Annotated in this window: 17 protein-coding genes and 1 other RNA gene; 14 read left to right on the plus strand and 4 right to left on the minus strand. The window is 72.4% G+C overall.

Translation table 11 applies throughout. The features are described from left to right. Positions 1-36: 36 nt before the first annotated feature. Positions 37-411: an FKBP-type peptidyl-prolyl cis-trans isomerase gene (locus ACFE7W_RS19820; protein ID WP_375426553.1), complete on the minus strand. Its 375-nt coding sequence runs from the start codon at positions 409-411 to the stop codon at positions 37-39. Between the two features lie 106 nt (positions 412-517). Here ACFE7W_RS19820 and ACFE7W_RS19825 point away from each other — a divergent pair, with 106 nt between their 5' ends. Continuing rightward, positions 518-1,123 (plus strand): DUF1707 and DUF4870 domain-containing protein, encoded by a 606-nt coding sequence (locus ACFE7W_RS19825; protein WP_375426554.1) that lies wholly within the window; start codon positions 518-520, stop codon positions 1,121-1,123. Between the two features lie 180 nt (positions 1,124-1,303). Then, positions 1,304-1,671, plus strand: a transfer-messenger RNA (tmRNA) gene (gene ssrA, locus ACFE7W_RS19830). A gap of 115 nt (positions 1,672-1,786) precedes the next feature. Here ssrA and ACFE7W_RS19835 read toward each other — a convergent pair. Beyond that, positions 1,787-2,206: a DUF805 domain-containing protein gene (locus tag ACFE7W_RS19835; protein ID WP_375426555.1), complete on the minus strand. Its 420-nt coding sequence runs from the start codon at positions 2,204-2,206 to the stop codon at positions 1,787-1,789. Positions 2,207-2,538: 332 nt separating this feature from the next. Between ACFE7W_RS19835 and ACFE7W_RS19840 the strand changes: the two genes are divergently transcribed. Next, a complete protein-coding gene (locus ACFE7W_RS19840) occupies positions 2,539-2,826 on the plus strand; it encodes a DUF1905 domain-containing protein (RefSeq protein ID WP_375426556.1) in 288 nt (95 codons plus the stop codon). Between the two features lie 56 nt (positions 2,827-2,882). Here the strand turns inward: ACFE7W_RS19840 and ACFE7W_RS19845 are convergent, their stop codons facing one another. After that, positions 2,883-3,227, minus strand: a complete 345-nt coding sequence (locus ACFE7W_RS19845) for an MmcQ/YjbR family DNA-binding protein (protein WP_375426557.1) — start codon at positions 3,225-3,227, stop codon at positions 2,883-2,885. A gap of 61 nt (positions 3,228-3,288) precedes the next feature. Between ACFE7W_RS19845 and ACFE7W_RS19850 the strand changes: the two genes are divergently transcribed. Further along, on the plus strand, positions 3,289-4,713 hold the full coding sequence (locus ACFE7W_RS19850) for an MFS transporter (RefSeq protein ID WP_375426558.1): 1,425 nt from the start codon (positions 3,289-3,291) through the stop codon (positions 4,711-4,713). A 60-nt stretch (positions 4,714-4,773) separates the two neighbouring features. After that, on the plus strand, positions 4,774-5,673 hold the full coding sequence (gene folP, locus ACFE7W_RS19855) for a dihydropteroate synthase (protein WP_375426559.1): 900 nt from the start codon (positions 4,774-4,776) through the stop codon (positions 5,671-5,673). A 21-nt stretch (positions 5,674-5,694) separates the two neighbouring features. Here the strand turns inward: folP and ACFE7W_RS19860 are convergent, their stop codons facing one another. Then, positions 5,695-8,088 carry a response regulator gene (locus tag ACFE7W_RS19860; RefSeq protein WP_375426560.1) on the minus strand — a complete coding sequence of 798 codons (2,394 nt, stop codon included), beginning with the start codon at positions 8,086-8,088 and terminating at the stop codon, positions 5,695-5,697. A 136-nt stretch (positions 8,089-8,224) separates the two neighbouring features. Between ACFE7W_RS19860 and ACFE7W_RS19865 the strand changes: the two genes are divergently transcribed. The 9 genes from ACFE7W_RS19865 (at position 8,225) to mtrA (ending at position 18,505) form a co-directional block, all read left to right on the plus strand. Continuing rightward, the gene (locus ACFE7W_RS19865; RefSeq protein WP_375426561.1) at positions 8,225-9,673 is read left to right on the plus strand and encodes an SWIM zinc finger family protein; all 1,449 of its coding nucleotides are present in this window, start codon (positions 8,225-8,227) and stop codon (positions 9,671-9,673) included. Between the two features lies 1 nt (position 9,674). Then, positions 9,675-10,547 carry a hypothetical protein gene (locus ACFE7W_RS19870; protein ID WP_375426562.1) on the plus strand — a complete coding sequence of 291 codons (873 nt, stop codon included), beginning with the start codon at positions 9,675-9,677 and terminating at the stop codon, positions 10,545-10,547. Then, a complete protein-coding gene (locus tag ACFE7W_RS19875) occupies positions 10,534-11,676 on the plus strand; it encodes an AAA family ATPase (RefSeq protein WP_375426563.1) in 1,143 nt (380 codons plus the stop codon). The genes ACFE7W_RS19870 and ACFE7W_RS19875 overlap by 14 nt, the downstream gene beginning before the upstream one ends. 44 nt (positions 11,677-11,720) lie before the next feature. Continuing rightward, the gene (locus ACFE7W_RS19880; RefSeq protein ID WP_375426564.1) at positions 11,721-14,012 is read left to right on the plus strand and encodes a DUF5682 family protein; all 2,292 of its coding nucleotides are present in this window, start codon (positions 11,721-11,723) and stop codon (positions 14,010-14,012) included. Next, positions 14,009-15,187: a VWA domain-containing protein gene (locus ACFE7W_RS19885; RefSeq protein WP_375426565.1), complete on the plus strand. Its 1,179-nt coding sequence runs from the start codon at positions 14,009-14,011 to the stop codon at positions 15,185-15,187. The genes ACFE7W_RS19880 and ACFE7W_RS19885 overlap by 4 nt, the downstream gene beginning before the upstream one ends. Positions 15,188-15,224: 37 nt before the next feature. After that, the gene (locus ACFE7W_RS19890) at positions 15,225-16,646 is read left to right on the plus strand and encodes an NAD-dependent malic enzyme (protein WP_375426566.1); all 1,422 of its coding nucleotides are present in this window, start codon (positions 15,225-15,227) and stop codon (positions 16,644-16,646) included. Between the two features lie 16 nt (positions 16,647-16,662). Then, on the plus strand, positions 16,663-17,079 hold the full coding sequence (locus ACFE7W_RS19895) for a VanZ family protein (protein ID WP_375426567.1): 417 nt from the start codon (positions 16,663-16,665) through the stop codon (positions 17,077-17,079). Continuing rightward, positions 17,076-17,639: a YqgE/AlgH family protein gene (locus ACFE7W_RS19900; protein WP_375426568.1), complete on the plus strand. Its 564-nt coding sequence runs from the start codon at positions 17,076-17,078 to the stop codon at positions 17,637-17,639. The genes ACFE7W_RS19895 and ACFE7W_RS19900 overlap by 4 nt, the downstream gene beginning before the upstream one ends. Before the next feature lie 143 nt (positions 17,640-17,782). After that, a complete protein-coding gene (gene mtrA / locus ACFE7W_RS19905; protein WP_375426569.1) occupies positions 17,783-18,505 on the plus strand; it encodes an MtrAB system response regulator MtrA in 723 nt (240 codons plus the stop codon). The last annotated feature ends 8 nt before the right edge of the window (positions 18,506-18,513 follow it).

Below are 18,513 nucleotides of genomic sequence, written 5' to 3' on the forward strand. Positions count from 1 at the left end.
GCCCGCCGGCTCCCGCTCCCTGAGCCTGTCGAAGGGCTACCGGACGTCGACCAGGTCGACGACGAAGATCAGGGTCTCGCCCGGACCGATGACCCCGCCCGCGCCGCGGTCGCCGTAGGCGAGGTGCGGGGGGATCACCAGCCGACGGCGGCCGCCGACCTTCATCCCCTGGACGCCCTGGTCCCAGCCGGCGATGACCCGGCCGGCACCGAGCGGGAAGTCCAGCGGTGCCCCCCGGTTGTAGGAGGCGTCGAACTCCTCGCCGGTGCTGTAGGCGACGCCGACGTAGTGCACCCGCACCTGGTCGCCGGCACCGGCCTCGGCACCGTCGCCGACGGACAGGTCGGTCACCTCCAGCTCCTGCGGGGGCGGGCCGTCGGGGAAGTCGATCTCGGGCTTGGCTGCAGTCATGACGTCCAACCTAAGCGGTCGCAGCAGGGGGGCCAGGGGCGGGCTCGGGGTCGGTCCGGGGGAGCGCCGGATGGTGCGGTACCTCCTGCCGGCGCACCCTTGACCCATGACCGCCACGTACGAGCACCCCAGTCTGAAGATGCACGTCACCCCCGAGCAGCGCGACCGCGCAGAGGACTGGCTCAAGGACGCCTACGCCGACGGCCGGATCAGTGAGTCCGAGTTCGACTCCCGGATCGGCCAGGTTCTCTCCGCCGGTACCCGTGGGGAGCTGAACTCGGCGTTCTACGGCCTGGTCCACGTGCCCAGTGCGTCGACCGCCATGGGTCTGCACCCGGCCTACCAGCCGCTGGTCCGGCCCGAGGCGCGGGACCGCGCGGGCAACGGCGTCGCCGCTCTCGCCCACTTCTCGACCTTCTTCGTCTGGCTGCTCGGACCGGCCCTCATCTACGCGCTGTCCAGCCCCGGCACCCGGGCCCGGCGCGAGGCGGCCAAGGCCTTCAACTTCACCCTCGTCACCTTCTTCGGCCTGCTCGGCAGCAGCATCGCCGGCGGCATCACCAACCTGGACATCTTCGACCTGGTCAGCGGCCTGATCTTCGTCGGCTGGGTCGTGCTGACGGTCGTGGGCGGGGCCAAGGCGGCCCAGGGCGAGAACTGGAAGAACCCGGTGCGCCACGTCGCCCGGCTGCAGGTCCTCTCGGAGAAGTAGACCGGACGCAGCGATCCGAGCTCCCGCCCCGGCGCCTGGCTGGCGCCGGGGCGGTGACGCGTCCGGACCCGGGAATACCGAAGGGCGCGCCGGCGCTGCCGTGCGGGTAGACTGGCCTCGCGGCCGAGGCTGCACACCGGGGTCGTACGAGCAGGGGGTACGGGCCGGGACAACTCCACAGGGGGTGATCGGTTTCGACTTGGGTCGGTAGTCCCAGGAGAAGCGGGCCGAGAATCCAAGGTCAACTCGTTAATGTCCCTTGGAAACCAATAAGTGCCAATTCTAAGCGCACTCAGTTCGCTCTCGCTGCCTGAGCAGTGATCGAACGGTCAGACCGGGCGTGCCTCCGTCCCGGATCCTGGCCTCATCTAGGGGGCTTACCTGCTGAGAGTCGTCTGAGGGCTTAGCGGGAACATCAACTGAGACTGGGCTTGTCTGCAACGTGCTGTCGCGAGTGCAGGAGCCGAGAAAACGCCTAGCCAGCTGCGCCCGGAGAAGTTCTGGTTCGCCGTCCGAGGACGCGGGTTCGATTCCCGCCACCTCCACCCCTGATCCGGACGGGTCCCGCCATCAGCGGGACTCTGTCTAGACCATGCAGGCCTGTTCCTTCCGGAACAGGCCTGCTGTACGTCTCGGGCGGCGGACGCGTTCATCGCCCCGCGGTCAGCCGCTGACCGCGCCGCGCCGGTCGAACCTGGCCCCGTTCGGGTTGGGACCCATGATCATGAAGACCAGCAGGATGATCGCGCCCACGCCGCCGACCAGGGTGAGGATCCCTCCGCCCACCAGGGTCCCGACCGGCACGGCGCCCGCGCCGAACTGGTCGGCGACCAGGGAGCGCAGGCCCACGATGAGCAGGGCGTAGCCGGGCAGCGCCGGCAGCACGATGAGGTACCACCAGCCCGACCGGTCCGTGTCGTGCAGCCGCCGGACCGTGAGGGCCAGCTGGGGAACGAGGGCGACCAGTGTCCAGACCAGAGCAGGAATCAGCGGGACGAAGAGCCGCGACAGGTCCAGCCTCGGGTTCCTGGCGTCGGCCATCAGGCTGCCACCCAGCAGGATCGAGCCGATGATCTGCAGCACGATTCCCGATCCCGAACGAGATCAGGTACCACCACCAGTACTCGCTGCGGCTGGCGCGGCCGGAGAACACGGCGTACTTGCGCCAGAACCGGGACGCGGCCTGGCCGATGGTGGCGTCGTACTGCGGCTGGTCCAGCGGCGCCGGACCCGAAGGTGCCGGTACCTGGTACTGCGGCGGGGGATAGGACGACGGGGGATAAGACATCGTGTTCCTCCTGGCGAGGCCGGGAAGACCGTCCTCGTTGGCTGGGTCGGGGGACCATCCTCGCCGACACCGGGGTCGCTGTCCGGCCATTCGGTCACTCCGCGGCCCGCGTCCCTATCCTGTCCGGATGGAGCTGGAGTTCAGCGGACCGGTGTGGTTCTGGCGGGGACCCTCGCCCTTCCACTTCGTGACGGTGCCCGAGGTCGAGAGCGCCCAGATCCAGGCGACGGCCGCCGCCGTCACCTACGGCTGGGGGATGATCCCGGTGACGGCCACGATCGGGTCGACGAGGTGGACCACCTCCCTCTTCCCGAAGGACGGCGGCTACGCGGTGCCGGTCAAGGCCGCGGTCCGGCGGGCCGAGCAGGTCGAGGTGGACGAGGTGGTGCGCCTCCGGCTGACCATCGACATCTGAATCCGGCCCGCGTCAGCCCGGCCCGCGTCAGCCCGGTCCGCGTCAGCGGGTCGTCCTCAGCTCGGCAGCCGGAGGCCCCGGCGCTCGACGAGCTCCGCCGGTGCGGTCAGCCGCCAGGCCTCCAAGGTCAGCTCGGCCAGCTCGACCCGTTCGATCCGCCCCAGGTGCACCACCACCCAGCCCATCGACCCGGCCGTGAACTGCACCTCGAAGACGTCCGGGCGCTCAGCGACCAGGGCCAGCTGCTCACTCAGCGGCTGCTTGAGCCCGACGGTCTGCGTCCGGACCCAGACGTAGCCGAAGCCCTGGCCGTGCACCCTCAGCTGGCTGTAGCGGCCGTGGTCGGTCACCGTCACGTCCTCCAGCTGACCGACCAGCTGCAGGAACTCCTCGCTGGTCACCCCCACGCTCCTATCGAACCACCCGGAGCTCTGGTGCCCTGCTGACATAGGGTCGTCCGACGTGAGCTCGTCAGCGCCCTCGGCTTCCACGCGCCGCCGCTCGGAGACCCTGAACCGGCCGCTCGCCCTGCTCGTCGCCGGCACCTTCTTCATGGAGAACCTGGACGGCACGATCATCGCGACGGCCGCTCCGGCGATCGCGCGCGACCTGCGTGTCGACCCGGTCGACGTCAACCTCGCCATGACCGCGTACCTGGTGACGATCGCCGTCGGCATCCCGATCAGCGGCTGGCTGACCGACCGCTTCGGTGGCCGGCGGATCCTGGTCACCGCGATCGCCGTGTTCACCCTTGCCTCCGTCCTCTGCGCGGTCAGCGTCAACCTGCCGATGCTGGTGGCGATGCGGGTGCTGCAGGGGGTGGGCGGAGCGCTCATGGTGCCGGTCGGGCGGCTGGTCGTGCTCCGGGTCACCGAGAAGCGGGACCTGCTGGACGCGATCGCCTTCCTCACCTGGCCCGCACTGGTCGCTCCTGTGATCGCCCCGGCGCTGGGCGGCTGGATCACCACGGTCGCGAGCTGGCACTGGATCTTCCTCATCAACGCCCCGCTCGGCGCGGTCGCCCTCGTGGTCGCCCTGCGGGTCGTGCCGGCCCTGCCCGGTGGCCGGATGCCTCCGCTGGACTGGCGGGGGTTCGGGCTCTGTGCGCTCACCCTCGCCGCGCTGCTGCTCGGCTTGGAGCTGGTCGGGCCGCAGGGTGGCGGCGGTCTGCCCGCGGCGGCCACCCTGGTCGGGGCGGCCGTGCTCGGGATGGTCACGGCCCTGTGGCTGCGTCGGGCCGCGCACCCGCTGCTGCGCTTCGGCGCCCTCCGGCTGCAGTCCTTCCGCGTCAGCAACGTGGCCGGTGGGGTCTACCGGATGCTGATCAGCGCCGTGCCCTTCCTGCTGCCGCTGATGTTCCAGGTCGGGTTCGGCTGGAGCCCGGTCCGGGCCGGACTGCTGGTGCTGCTGCTCTTCCTGGGCAACGTCGCGATCAAGCCCGCGACGAGCCCGCTGATCCGCCGCTTCGGCTTCCGGACCGTCCTGATCGCCAGCATCGTGGGCGGCCTGCTGGCCTTCGCCGCCCTCGCGTTCGTCCGACCGGGAACGCCGCTGTGGCTGATCGCGCCCGTGCTGGTGCTGAGTGGGGTGTTCCGGTCCGTCGGCTTCAGCGCCTACAACTCCCTCCAGTTCGCCGACGTCGAGCAGGCCGGGATGACCGACGCCAACACCCTCGCCTCGACGCTGCAGCAGGTCGCCATCGGGCTGGGCGTCGCGATCGGTGCGGTGATCCTGCGCCTGGTCGACGTCGTGGCCCGGCCGGGGACGCTCGGGCCGGAACTGCCGTACGGCATCGCGTTCGGTGTCCTGGCCGCACTGATGCTGCACCCGCTCGTGGCCGCGCTGCTGCTGCACCGGGCCGCCGGGGACGAGGTCGCGGGTCGGTGACGGCCCGACCCTGACGGGGTTTCGCTCGTCCTGGTTGGCGGGGTGGGTCAGGATGAGGCGGTGCCTACGACTGCTTACCTGCCACCGATCCGCCGGCCGCGGCGGCGTATCGGACGACGGGTCTTCGACTTCTCCACCGAGATCGTGGTGATGGGCATCGTCAACCGGACCCCGGACTCGTTCTTCGACCGGGGCCGCACCTTCGCCCTGGACCGGGCGGTGTCGGCCGCCCTGGCCGCCGCGGCCGCCGGTGCCGGCTGGGTCGACGTCGGTGGCGTGCCGTTCTCACCCGACACACCGGAGGTGGGTGAGTCCGAGGAGCTGGACCGGGTGCTGCCGGTGGTCGAGGCCGTGGCCGCGGCGAGCGACGTGGTCATCTCGGTCGACACCTTCCGGCCCGCTGTCGCCGCGGCCGCGATCGCCGCCGGGGCGGCCGTGGTCAACGACACCACCGGGCTCCACCACCCGCAGCTGGTCGAGGTGGTCGCCGACAGCGCCGCCACCGTGGTGGTCACGCACAGCCGGGCGCAGCCGCGGCAGCACTTTCCGCGACCCACCTACGACGACGTGGTGAGCGAGGTCAAGGCGTTCCTGGCCGGACGCGTGCAGCGGGCCGTGGACGGCGGCATTCCCGAGGACCGGATCGTGATCGACCCGGGTCACGACCTGAACAAGAACACGCGGCACAGCCTCGAGCTCACCCGACGCCTCGCCGAGATCGCCGACCTCGGCCTGCCCCTGCTGGCTGCGGTGTCCAACAAGGACTTTGTCGGGGAGTCGACCGGTCTGGCCAAGCCCGACCGGGGTGCTCCGTCGGTCGCCGCGGCAACGGCGTGCGCCCTGAACGGGGCCCGGCTCTGGCGGATGCACGACGTCGGCGCCGCGGTCGCCGCCGCGCGGATGGTGGAGTGCGTCCTCGGCCTCCGCGAGCCGGCCGATCTCCGGCACAACATGAGCTGAACGGTCAGGCCGCCCGGTCGGTCAGGTGGTGACGGTCGGCAGGTCGGCCAGCAGCAGCGCGAGCTCCCGGGCCCGGACCGGCTTGCTCAGGTAGCTGTCCATGCCGGCGGCCGCGCAGGCGTCGCGGTCCTCGACCAGGGCGCTCGCGGTCATCGCGACGATGTAGGGCCGCTTGGTGGCCACCGACCGCGACAGGATCTGGCGGGTGGCCTCCAGACCGTCCATGTGGGGCATCTGAACGTCCATCAGGACGACGTCGTAGGTGCTGCTCTGGACGGCGTCGACGGCCTCCTGACCCGTGCTGACCGTGTCGACGGAGTAGCCGAGCCGGTCGAGCATGAGCTGGGCGACCCGCTGGTTGACCGGGTTGTCCTCGGCCAGCAGCACCCGGAGCGACGACGCGGTCGGGGTCAGGTCGTCGCCCGAGCCGGCGCCCACCTCCTCCTGGTTGCTCCGCTGGTTCAGCAGCGTCACGAGCAGGTCGCGGAGCTGACCGCTCCGGGCCGGTTTGGTCAGCGACGCGGCGAAGACGTCGTCGACCCCGTCCGGCCGGTCGCCGACGCTGGTCAGCAGCACGAGGGGTGTGTGCTCGAGCCCGGGCCGCCGGCGCAGGGCCGCACCGAGCTCCACACCGTCGAGCTCCGGCATGTTCATGTCGATCAGGGCGATGTCGAAGGTCGCCCCCTCCACCACCAGCGCCAGAGCCGCGGCGGGAGAGAGGGCGGTCCGGCAGGTCATGCCGTAGCCGCTCAGCTGCAGGTCCAGGATCCGCAGGTTGGTGGCGTTGTCGTCGACCAGGAGCACCGACCGGCCGACCAGGGTGCTGACCGTCCCGTGGGCCGGCTGCCCGGCCGGCTGAGCGTCTGGACCGACCTCCAGCACCAGGGTGCAGGTGAAGGCCGAACCGATCCCGGGGCTGCTGGTGGCCGTGATGCCACCACCCATCGCCACGGCGAGGCGCTGGCTGATGGCGAGCCCGAGCCCGGTACCGCCGTAGACGCGGGTGGTCGAGGCGTCGACCTGGCTGAAGGACTTGAAGAGGCGTCCGAGACCCTGCTCGTCCATGCCGATGCCGGTGTCGATGATGGTGATCGCCACCTCCACCAGGTGGTCGGCCCTCATCCCCGCGCTGACCGTCAGCAGCACGTCGCCGCGCTCGGTGAACTTCACGGCGTTGGACAACAGGTTGGCCAGGATCTGCCGGATCCGGACCACGTCGCCCCTGACCTGGGTGGGGCAGTCGTCCTCGACGTAGCAGACCAGGTCCAGGCCCTTCCGCGAGGCGGCCGCCACCACGAAGTCCAGGCAGCCCTCGACCTCCTCACGGAGCGCGAAGAGCTCCGACTCCAGCCGGAGCTCGCCCGCCTCGATCTTGGAGAAGTCGAGGATGTCGTTGATCACCGCCATCAACGCGTCGCCGCTGGTGCGGACCGTGTCGACGAACTCGCGCTGCTGCTCGTCGAGGTCGGTGTCCAACAACAGGTCGCTCATCCCGATGACGGCGTTCATCGGCGTCCGGATCTCGTGGCTCATCGTGGCCAGGAACGCCGACTTGGCGGCGTTCGCCGCGAGCGCCGCGTCCCGCGCCTGGGTCACCAGCTCGGCCACCCGCTTTCGCTCGGTGACGTCGTTGGCCATGCTGCAGATGGCGTACGGGTCGCCGTTGCCGTCGCGGAGGGCGAACTTGGTCACCTCATAGGTCCGTGGCCCCTCCGGTCCCGGCCGGACCTTCTCGAGCTGGACCGGCTCGTCCCGGGCGCGGCTGTCGTGCTCGCGCCAGCTGTAGCCGTCGTCGGAGTCGACCTCGTCGATCGTCCGCCCGATCAGCTCCGCCTCCGACAGGCCGATGAGCTGCTGGAAGGGCTTGTTGGCCATCAGCAGCCGGCCGTCGAGGTCCTTCACCGTGATCAGCGAGGTGCTGTTGTGGATCACCGACCGAAGCATTGCCGCGTTGGCGTCCCGGTCTCGTTCGGCCTCGGCCCGGGCCTGGTTCAGCACGCGTTCGGCCTCCAACGCCTCGAGACGCTGGCGGGACGCGAAGGAGTCGAAGAGAAAGGCCTGCATCAGCATCCGGCCGTAGGAGCGACCGTTCACGACGAAGTAGAGCGCACCGGCGGCGAGCATGACCTGCCACAACGCCAGCCACCAGACGTTGCGCTGCCCCGCGGCGAAGGTGCGCCCGTCGTCCCCGAGCAGGTTGGCGACCTGGTAGCTGACCTGAAGGATCCGCTGCAGGCTGAGCAGGAGGAAGACGAGCACGGTGGCCGAGGCGAGACGGTTGGTCCGCAGCTGGTCGAGTCGGACGAGGCGGACGATGATCAGGACGACCATCGCCAGGCCGGTCAGACCCACGACGGCGTTGGCCGTCGAGCTGATCTGCCACCACAGCAGCCCAGCGAAGGGGCCATCGCGCACGGGAACCTACTTTCCATGACCCCGTGAAGGCTGAGGGTACCTCAGCGAACGCGGATTCCGTCATCATCGGGACCGACTCCACGGGCCGCTGCGAGCAGGAGCTGGACCGTCAGTGCTCGCCACTAAGGTTCGTGGCATGGCGAAGTTGACCGCGGCGGAGGTGGCAGCGGCGGAGGTGGCAGCGGGGGAGGCGGGCGCGGGATGGGACCGGCCCCGGGTGCTCGCTCTCGCCACCGACGAGGCGGCGCGGCGGGCGGCCGCCGGGGTGGCCCTCGGCAGCTGGTTGCAGCTGGGTCGTGAGACCGACCAGCTGCTCTGGGGCGTTTGCCGAGGCAGCGGGTCGAAGCCGTACGAGGTGGTGGTCGATCCGGGCGCCCCCGCCTTCACGTGCAGCTGCCCCAGCCGCAAGTCGCCCTGCAAGCACGCGTTGGCCCTGCTGCTGCGCTGGGTCGGCGGCGGGCTGTCGGAGTCGCCACCGGCCGACTTCGCCGAACGCTGGCGCCAGGGCCGTGGTCGTGCCGTGGCCGAGACGCCACGGCCGACCGGGCCGAAGGGCCAGCTCGCCGACCCGGCCGCCGCAGCCGCGCGCGCCGCCGCCCGGCAGCAGCGGGTGGGGGACGGTCTCGAGGAGCTGAGCCGGTGGCTCGAGGACCAGCTGCGCGGCGGGCTGGCCGGACTGGAGCGGACGGGGTACGCCGCGTTCGAACCCGTCGCGGCGCGGATGGTCGACGCCCACGCACCGGGCGTGGCGGGTCTGCTGCGGGCGATCCCGGGCGAGCTGGGACGCGAGGGCTGGCCCGGTCGGGTGCTCGAGCGGCTGGCTGCGCTGCACCTGCTGGTCGAGGCTCACCGCCGGCTGCCCGAGCTGCCGGCGGACCTCGCGGCCACCGTCCGCGCCCGGATCGGGTACCCGGTGACCAGGGCCGAGGTGCTCGCTGGACCTGGCGTGGACGACGACTGGTACGCCGTCGGTCAGGTGGACGCCGTGGAGTCCCGGTTGGAGACCCGACGGGTCTGGCTCCGGGGCCGGCGCAGCCGGCGCTGGGCGCTGTGGCTGACATTCGCCGTCCCCGGGCAGGCGCCCGACACCACGGTGACATTCGGGGACCGGCTGAGGGGTCGGCTCCACTTCTACCCCGGCTCGGGCCAGTACCGGGCGGTGGTCGGCGAGCGGGCGCGTGCTGAGCCTGTCGACGAAGCTGTCGTGAGCCTGACGACAGGCCTCGAGGAGGTTGCGCCTGCCCTCACCACGAAGGATCTGGCGCCGGAGTCGCTCGCCGCGGCCCGCGCCCGCTACGCGGCGTTGCTGGCGGCCGACCCCTGGGCCAGCCGGATGCCCGCCGTCGTGGCCGTGACCCCGGTGCCGCCCCAGGGGGCCGGTCCCTGGCGGCTGCGTGACCGCGACGGCCACTGCCGCGACGTGGTCGGTCCCGGCGCCGACCCGTGGCCGCTGCTGGCCCGGGCCCGGGGGCACGAGGTACCGGTCGTGGTCGAGTGGAGCGACGCCGGGATGCGACCCCTCGCTGTGCTGGACGCCGACGTCCCGCACCCCGATCGGGCCGGCCTCCTCCGGCAGTCGGCCTGAGGTGTCCACGCTCGAGCACGGCCCGGTCGCGCCGGAGGGGGACGAGCTGGTCACCACGGCGCTGCTGGGTACTGACCGGCGGCCGGCCCTCACGGCAACCGAGCTGCTCGGTGAAGCGGCCCGGCGCTGGGTCCGCACACGGTCCTCGCCGACCCTGGCGCACTGCCCGGCCGCGGCCACGGCGCCGGAGCCGGAGCGACCCTGGGCTCCGCCGGCGGCGCAGGACCTGCTGGACGCCCTCCTCGCCCGGCCGGTCGCCGAGCTGGTCAACGCGTGGCTCGCGGCCGCCGTCGAGGCGCACGTGCTGCTGCCGCCGCAGCACTGGACGCCCCTCGCCGGTCTCGCCGCCACGCGTCCGGACTACGACCGCAGACTGCTCGCGGGAGCCCTCGGCGCGGCCGGTTGCTGGTTCCTGGAACAGAACCCGGCGTGGCAGCGGCTCGCCGTCGCCGTCCGCGCCCCCGCCCCCGTCCCGGCCCGCAGGGACCCGACCGGCGGGGCCGGCGCCCTGCCCGGTGAGGCCGAGCTCCGTGCGCGCCCCGACGCCGCGTTGGACGTGCCCGGCCCGTGGCCCCGTTCCCTCGCCGTCGCCGCGCTCCGGGTCCTGCTCAGCGGTCAGCTCGGGTGGCGGGCGGCGGCGTACGGCTCGGCGCTGGGGACGCGAATGCACCCCGGGGACGCCGACCTGCTCGCACAGGCCCACGAGGCGCTGGCCGACGACGGTCGGGCCTCGGCCCCCGGCGTCCGGCTCGTCCAGGACGCCCTGGTCGCCGCCGCGCGGTCGGTCGAGATCCGCGCCGAGATCGCCCGGACGTTCGCGACCGGCCCGGTCGACCCCCCGCCCAGTCGGAAGGACCCCGATGGACCCGAGTGACCCCCGCCTGAGCGACCCGAGCTCACCCGCAACCTCACCCCCGGCCTCACCCCCGGACGCGTTGCGGCCGCACGCCGAACAGGTCTACGCCGACGAGCTGGCCGCCCTCGCTGCCGCCGACGAGCGACCGCGGCCGCCGCACTGGCGGCTGTCGCCGTGGGCGGTGGTGACCTACCTGATGGGCGGCGTCCTGGCCGACGGCACCGTGGTGAGCGCCAAGTACGTCGGCTCGCGGCGGCTGATGGAGGTCGCGGTCGCCACGCTGGCCACCGACCGGGCGCTGCTGCTGCTGGGCGTACCCGGGACGGCCAAGTCCTGGGTGTCGGAGCACCTCGCCGCTGCGGTGTCCGGTCGCTCGACGCTGCTGGTGCAGGGCACGTCCGGCACCACCGAGGACGCGATCCGCTACGGCTGGAACTACGCCCGGTTGATCGCCGAAGGGCCCAGCCCGGCCGCGCTCGTGCCCTCGCCGGTGATGGTGGCGATGCGCACCGGCAGCATCGCCCGGATCGAGGAGCTCACCCGGATCCCGGCCGAGGTGCAGGACGCGCTGATCACTGTCCTGTCGGAGAAGACGCTGCCCATCCCCGAGCTCGGCGACGAGGCGCAGGCGCTCAAGGGCTTCAACGTGATCGCCACCGCCAACGACCGGGACAAGGGCGTCAACGAGCTCTCCTCGGCGCTGCGTCGCCGCTTCAACACCGTGGTGCTGCCGCTGCCCGAGCGGGAGGAGGACGAGGTGGCGATCGTGGCCAGCCGGGTGGCGGCGATGGCGAGCACCCTCGAGCTGCCCGAGGTCTCACCCGCGCTGGAGGAGATCCGGCGGGTCGTCCAGGTGTTCCGCGAGCTGCGCTCGGGAGTCAGCGCGGACGGCCGGACGCGGATCAAGAGCCCGTCGGCCACCCTGTCCACCGCGGAGGCGATCTCGGTGGTCACCAGCGGCCTGGCCCTCTCCGCACACTTCGGGGACGGCCGGCTGCGCGCCGGGGACATCGCGTCCGGAATCGTCGGAGCCGTGGTCAAGGACCCGGTCTCAGACCAGGTGGCCTGGGAGGAGTACCTCGAGGTGGTCGTCCGCGACCGCGAGGGCTGGTCGGACTTCTACGCCGCTTGCCGCGAGGCCAGATGAGTGCCGAGCCAGATGAGTGCCGAGCCAGATGAGTGCTGAGCCAGATGAGTGCTGAGCCGGACGCGGACCCGCGGGTCGAGGTGTTCGGCATCCGCCACCACGGCCCGGGTTCGGCCCGGTCGCTGGTGCGCGCACTCGGGGAGTACCAGCCCGACGTCGTGCTGATCGAGGGGCCGGCCGACGCCGACCCCGTCCTGGGCTGGGCGGCCGCGGAGGGCACGGTGCCGCCGGTGGCGCTGCTGGCCTACGCCGTCGACGAGCCGGCGGTCTCCGCTTTCTGGCCGTTCGCCGCGTTCTCCCCGGAGTGGCAGGCGCTGCGCTGGGCTCAGCAGCACGAGGTCGAGGTGGGGATGTGCGACCTGCCCGCCGCGCTCACCCTCGCGCCCCGGCCGCGGGACCTGTTGGACGAGGCCGAGCCCGACCAGCACGAGCCCGAGGACGCGCTGGGCCTGGACGACCCGCGCCGCTGGGCCCGGTCGGACCCGCTGCGGGCGCTGGCGGAGGCGGCGGGGTACGACGACGCCGAGCGCTGGTGGGACGACGTGGTCGAGGGTCGTCGGGACGGCTCGTCGCCCTTCCCGCTGCTGCTCGAGGCGATGGTCGAGCTGCGGCAGGAGGTGGGAGCCGGGACCGACCCCGGGGCGCACTACTCCTCGGCCCAGCAGGAGGCCCGCCGGGAGGCGTACATGCGCCAGACCATCCGGGCGGCGCTGAAGCGCGGTCGCCGTCGCGTCGCCGTGGTCTGCGGGGCCTGGCACGCGCCCGTGCTCACCCTGCCGCTGCCGCCGGCGGTCGCCGATGCCCGGATCCTGCGCGGCGCACCCAAGCGCAAGGTCACGCTCACCTGGGTGCCCTGGACGCACAGCCACCTCGCCAGCGCGAGCGGTTACGGCGCCGGCATCACCTCTCCGGGTTGGTACGCGCACCTGTGGCAGGCGAGCGACGAGCCCATCGTGCGCTGGCTGACCAAGGTCGCGCACGCGCTCCGCCGGCACGACCTGGTGGTCTCCAGCGCACACGTGATCGAGGCCGTCCGGCTCGCCGAGACCCTGGCCGCGCTGCGCGACCGACCGCTGGCCGGGCTGGCCGAGGTGCAGGAGGCGACCCGGGCGGTGCTCTGCGACGGCGACGAGGCGTCCGCGCGGTTCGTGACCGCCGAGCTGGTGGTGAGGGAGGAGCTGGGTGCGGTCGACGAGCGGGTGCCGATGGTGCCGCTGGAGGCCGACCTCGTCGCGACGTGCCGACGGCTGCGGGTCCGGCGTGAGCCGCAGACTCGGAGCTTCGACCTCGACCTGCGCCGGCCGATCGACCAGGCCCGCTCCCAGCTGTTCCACCGCCTCCAGCTGCTCGACCTCGACTGGGTGCGCCCGGCCGACAGCGCGGTCGAGAGCCAGGGCACCTTCCGCGAGACCTGGTCGGCGACCTGGCAGCCGGTGTTCGCCGTCGACCTGGTCCGCGCGGCTGTCTGGGGCACCACGGTGGAGTCCGCCGCCACGGCGCGGGTCGAGGACCGGCTGGCCGAGGGCACCCTGGTCGAGCTCACCCGGGCGGTGGAGCACTGCCTGCTGGCCGCCCTGCCCGAGGCCCTGAGCCGACTGCTCGAGGTCCTGGCGGAACGGGCGGCCCTGGACGCCGACGTCGTGCACCTGATGGACGCGCTGCCGCCGTTGGCCCGGGCGCAGCGCTACGGCGACGTCCGGCAGACCGACACCAGCGCCCTGCGCCACGTCAGCGAGGTGCTGCTGGTGCGGATCTGCGCCGGGCTGCCGCAGGCGGTGGCCGGGCTCGACGACGACACCGCGACGCTGATGCGGCAGCGGCTCGACCGGGTCAGCAGCGCGGTCGGGCTGCTGACCGACGAGGGGTCCCGCGAACGCTGGCTCGGCACGCTGGCGGGTCTGGTCGACCGACGGGACGTGCACGGACTGCTGGTGGGCCGGGTGGTCCGGTTGCTGGTGGACGCCGAGCGGCTCGACGACGTCGACGTGAGGGTGGACCGCGCGCTCTCCCACGGCGTCGACGCCCGGGCCAAGGCCGCCTGGGTGGACGGGTTCTTCGCCGACGGGGCGCTGCTGCTGATCCATGACCCAGCCTTGCGGCTGCTGCTCGACCGCTGGGTGGCCGGCCTCGACGACGCCGAGTTCGCCGACCTGCTGCCCCTGGTCCGGCGGACGTTCGGCACCTTCAGCCCCGCCGAACGCCGTGCCATCGCCGGCCGCCTCGCCGCCGGGTCCGCGTCGGCGGACTCGACGACATCACAGCCACAGCCGGAGCCCGAGCCGGACCTGGTGGGGCCTGCCCTCGCCACCGTCGAGCTGATCCTGGCCGGCCGGTGAGCACCGACGACGCCCGCCGGCGGCGCTGGCGGCTGCTGCTGGGTGACGCGGCGGAGGAGGCGATGGACACCACGCTCGGCCCGGTCGAGGCCGGGATGGACCGTGCGCTGGCTCAGCTGTACGACGGGCGGGAGGGGGAGGAGCGGAGCAGCCCGCGGAGGGCCGGCGGGCTGGGCTCCTCGGCCCCCGGTGTGGCCCGGTGGCTCGGCGACATCCGGACCTACTTCCCGACCAGCGTGGTGCAGGTGATGCAGCGGGACGCGATCGACCGGCTGCAGCTCACGTCGATGCTGCTGGAGCCCGAGCTGCTGGACTCGGTCCAACCGGACGTGCACCTGGCCGCGACCCTGGTCGGGCTGAACCGGGTGATGCCCGAGACGACGCGCCGGACGGCGCGCCTGGTAGTCGGCCGGGTGGTCGCCGAGATCGAGCGCCGCGTCGCCCGGCAGACCGTGGCGGCTGTCTCCGGAGCGGTCAGCCGGGCCAGCCGGACCCGCCGGCCGCGGCTGCCCGACATCGACTGGCCCGCGACGATCGGGGCGAACCTGCAGCACTACCTGCCCGAGCAGCGCACCATCGTGCCCGAGCACCTGATCGGCTACGGCCGCCGCAGCTCCGCCCTGGCCCGCGACGTCGTGGTGGCCATCGACCAGTCGGGGTCGATGGCCGAGTCGGTGGTCTACGCCGCCGTCTTCGCCGCCACCCTGGCGTCGCTGCGCACCGTCCGCACCTCTCTGGTCGCCTTCGACACCGAGGTCGTCGACCTGACCGACCGGCTGGCCGACCCGGTCGAGGTGCTGTTCGGCTGCCAGCTGGGCGGCGGCACGGACATCAACCGGGCCCTGGCCTACTGCCAGTCGCTGGTGACCAGGCCCGAGGAGACCCTGCTCGTCCTCATCTCCGACCTCTTCGAGGGCGGCATCGCCGAGGAGATGCTGCGCCGCGTCGCCCAACTGCTCGCCGACGGCGTGACCGTGGTCGTGCTGCTGGCGCTGTCGGACGCCGGCGCTCCCGCCTTCGACGGCGAGCACGCGGCGGCGCTCGCGGCCCTCGGCGTCCCCGCCTTCGCCTGCACGCCGGACCAGTTCCCCGACCTGCTCGCGGTGGCGCTGAGCCGCGGCGACATCGGGCTCTGGGCGGCCCGCGAGGCGGTCGAGCGAGGCGCGGCCCGATGAGTGCCGGTCGGCGACGCCGCATGAGAAGATGCCGGACGTGACTGCCCTGCCCTCGGTGTCGTACTCGATCACGGTCCGGCTGGAGGTGCCGGCGGGCGGTGGTTCGGTCTCCGCGCTGACGTCGGCGGTCGAAGGTGCCGGCGGTACGGTCACCGCCCTCGACGTCACGGCGTCGGGCCACGAGCGGCTGCAGATCGACGTGACCTGCGCGGCGCGCGACACCGACCACGCCGACCAGCTCGTCGAGGTGATGCGCTCGGTTCCCGGCGTCACGATCGGCAAGGTCAGCGACCGGACCTTCCTGATGCACCTCGGCGGCAAGATCGAGATGCGCTCCAAGCACCCGATCCGCAACCGCGACGACCTGTCGATGGTCTACACCCCCGGGGTGGCACGGGTCTGCCTGGCGATCGCCAAGAACAAGGAGGACGCGCGCCGGCTGACCAGCAAGCGGAACTCCATCGCGGTGGTCACCGACGGGTCGGCGGTGCTGGGTCTGGGCAACATCGGTCCCGAGGCGGCCCTGCCGGTGATGGAGGGCAAGGCCGCGCTGTTCAAGCGCTTCGGCGATATCGACGCCTGGCCGCTCTGCCTGGACACCCAGGACGTCGACGAGATCGTGGCCGTCGTGAAGGCCATCGCGCCCGGGTTCGCCGGCATCAACCTCGAGGACATCTCGGCCCCGCGCTGCTTCGAGGTCGAGGCGCGGCTGCGCGAGCAGCTGGACATCCCGGTCTTTCACGACGACCAGCACGGCACCGCGATCGTGGTGGTGGCGGCGCTCTACAACGCGCTGCGGGTCACCGACAAGTCCATCGCCGACGTGCGCATCGTGATGTCGGGCGCCGGCGCTGCCGGGACGGCGATCATCAAGCTGCTGCTGGCCGCCGGCGTCAGGCACGTGGTGGTGGCCGACATCGACGGCGTCGTGCACCGGAGCCGGCCGGGGATCACCGGCCAGCTCGCGTGGCTGGCCGAGCACACCAACGAGGCGGGCCTCAGCGGCAGCCTGACCGAGGCGCTGGTGGGTGCGGACGTCTTTATCGGGGTCTCGGCGCCGAACCTGCTGACCGGGGACGACATCGCGGGGATGGCCCCGAAGTCCATCGTCTTCGCGCTGGCCAATCCCGAGCCCGAGGTCGACCCGATCGAGGCGATGAAGCACGCCGCCGTGGTGGCCACCGGCCGCTCGGACTTTCCCAACCAGATCAACAACGTGCTCGCTTTTCCCGGGGTATTCCGCGGCCTGATCGACGCCCGCTCGTCGGAGATCACCTCCACCATGTTGCTGGCCGCCGCGCGGGCCCTGGCCGGGGTGGTCACCGACGAGGAGCTGAACCCCGCGTACATCACGCCCAGCGTGTTCAACCCCGCCGTCCACTCGGCCGTCGCCACCGCCGTCCGCCGCGCCGCCGGCGGCCCGGTCGAGCTGCCGGTCGACCCCGACGCCGTCCCGTAGTGGCCACCTCCAGCCGATGAGAGGCGGGCGCAGCTGGCGGGTGCTCGCGGTGCTGGCGGTCCTGGCGCTCGCCGGCCAGCTCTACGGGCTGTACCGGGTGGCCGGGCCGCCGACGCCGTCCGGGTTCCCCCAGACCGACAAGCTGGAGCACGCGTCCGGTTTTGCGCTACCCACCGCCCTCGTGCTGACCGCGCTGGTCGTCCGGGCGCAGGCCCAGACCCCGGTCCGCGTGCTGTCCGGCCGCACGGTCGTCCGGGTGGCCGCGGTGTTCGCGACCCACGCGGTGGTCAGCGAGCTGGTCCAGCACTTCTTCTACACCCGCCGCAGCGGCGACCCGCTGGACGTCGTCGCCGACTGGGTGGGCACCGCGCTCGGCGTGGCCGTCGGGCTCGCGCTCCGACGGCGCCCCGTTGACGCGGTCCGGGTCGCGTGACCGCCCGCGCCCCCGCGCCCGGGGACCTGCTGGTCGCGAGCGTGCTGCTCGCCGACGGCGTCTTCGACCGGACCGTCGTGCTGGTCCTGGACTGCGACGAGGACGGCGCGCTCGGCGTCATCCTCAACGAGATCTCCCAGACCCCGCTCGACGCGGTACTGCCCGATTGGGTCGAGACCGTCTCCGAGCCGCGGCTGCTCTTCCACGGCGGCCCGGTCTCGCCCAACGGCGCCATCTGTCTGGCCAGCGTGGCCAGCCCCGGCGAGGAGCCCCCGGGCTGGCGTCCGCTCTTCGACACCGTCGGCCTGCTGCACCTGGACACCCCGATCGAGATCGTCGCCGGGGCCTACCGCGACCTGCGGATCTTCGCCGGGTACGCCGGATGGGCCGCCGGGCAGCTCCAGGGCGAGGTGGCCTCGGGCATGTGGCACATCGCGACGGCCGAGTACGACGACGTCTTCGGCGCCCGTCCGCTCGAGCTGTGGCGCGGTGTGCTGCGGCGTCAGCGCAGCGAGATGGCCTACTTCTCGACCTGGCTGGAGGACCCCGACCTCAACTAGGGGGCCGTTTCGGCGCCGGGCTCGTTCGGCCCCGATGTCTAAGATCACGATTGAGGCACGGAGGCTTTATGGTGTGGTGCCGGGATTTGGTGCGGTGAGCGTGCTGGGCTTTTCCGACGCGCAGAAGGACGAAGGGAGAAATCGTGTCGGAAGCGACCAGGAATGGTGGCGCGCGAAGCCGGGTGTTGGTCGTCGACGACGATGCCGCCCTGGCCGAAATGCTCTCCATCGTCCTGCGGAACGAGGGCTATGAGCCGATCTGGTGCGCCTACGGCGACAAGGCCGTCACCATCTTCCGCGAAGCCCGACCCGACCTCATCCTGCTCGACCTGATGCTGCCCGGTCGCGACGGCGTCGACGTCTGCCGGGAGATCCGGCTGGAGTCCGGCGTCCCGATCATCATGCTGACGGCGAAGACCGACACCATCGACGTCGTCGAGGGCCTCGAGGCCGGGGCGGACGACTACGTCTCCAAGCCGTTCAAGGCCAAGGAGCTGGTGGCGCGGATCAAGACGCGGCTGCGTCGGCCGTCCGGTCCGGACGAGAACGAGCTCGAGACGCTGCGCATCGGCGACCTGGCGATCAGCGTCGACGGCCACTCGGTGAAGCGGAACGGGATGCCGATCCAGCTGACCCCGCTGGAGTTCGACCTCCTGCTGGCGCTGGCCCGGCGGCCGTGGCAGGTCTTCAGCCGCGAGACCCTGCTCGAGCAGGTCTGGGGCTACCGCCACGCCGCCGACACGCGGCTGGTCAACGTGCACGTGCAACGGCTGCGCTCCAAGATCGAGCGCGACCCGGAACGGCCCGAGATCGTGGTCACGGTGCGGGGGATCGGCTACAAGGCCGGCGAGACCGTCCAGGCCTGACCGCCGCC

The organism is uncultured Friedmanniella sp., assembly GCF_964244285.1.
Taxonomy (GTDB): Bacteria; Actinomycetota; Actinomycetes; order Propionibacteriales; family Propionibacteriaceae; genus Microlunatus.

Coding starts and splice junctions, on each gene's coding strand:
- ACFE7W_RS19865 (WP_375426561.1), top strand. CDS start 8,225: ATGGCGAAGTTGACCGCGGCGGAGGTGGCAGCGGCGGAGGTGGCAGCG.
- ACFE7W_RS19895 (WP_375426567.1), top strand. CDS start 16,663: ATGAGAGGCGGGCGCAGCTGGCGGGTGCTCGCGGTGCTGGCGGTCCTG.
- ACFE7W_RS19880 (WP_375426564.1), top strand. CDS start 11,721: ATGAGTGCTGAGCCGGACGCGGACCCGCGGGTCGAGGTGTTCGGCATC.
- ACFE7W_RS19875 (WP_375426563.1), top strand. CDS start 10,534: ATGGACCCGAGTGACCCCCGCCTGAGCGACCCGAGCTCACCCGCAACC.
- ACFE7W_RS19825 (WP_375426554.1), top strand. CDS start 518: ATGACCGCCACGTACGAGCACCCCAGTCTGAAGATGCACGTCACCCCC.
- ACFE7W_RS19840 (WP_375426556.1), top strand. CDS start 2,539: ATGGAGCTGGAGTTCAGCGGACCGGTGTGGTTCTGGCGGGGACCCTCG.
- ACFE7W_RS19820 (WP_375426553.1), bottom strand. CDS start 411: ATGACTGCAGCCAAGCCCGAGATCGACTTCCCCGACGGCCCGCCCCCG.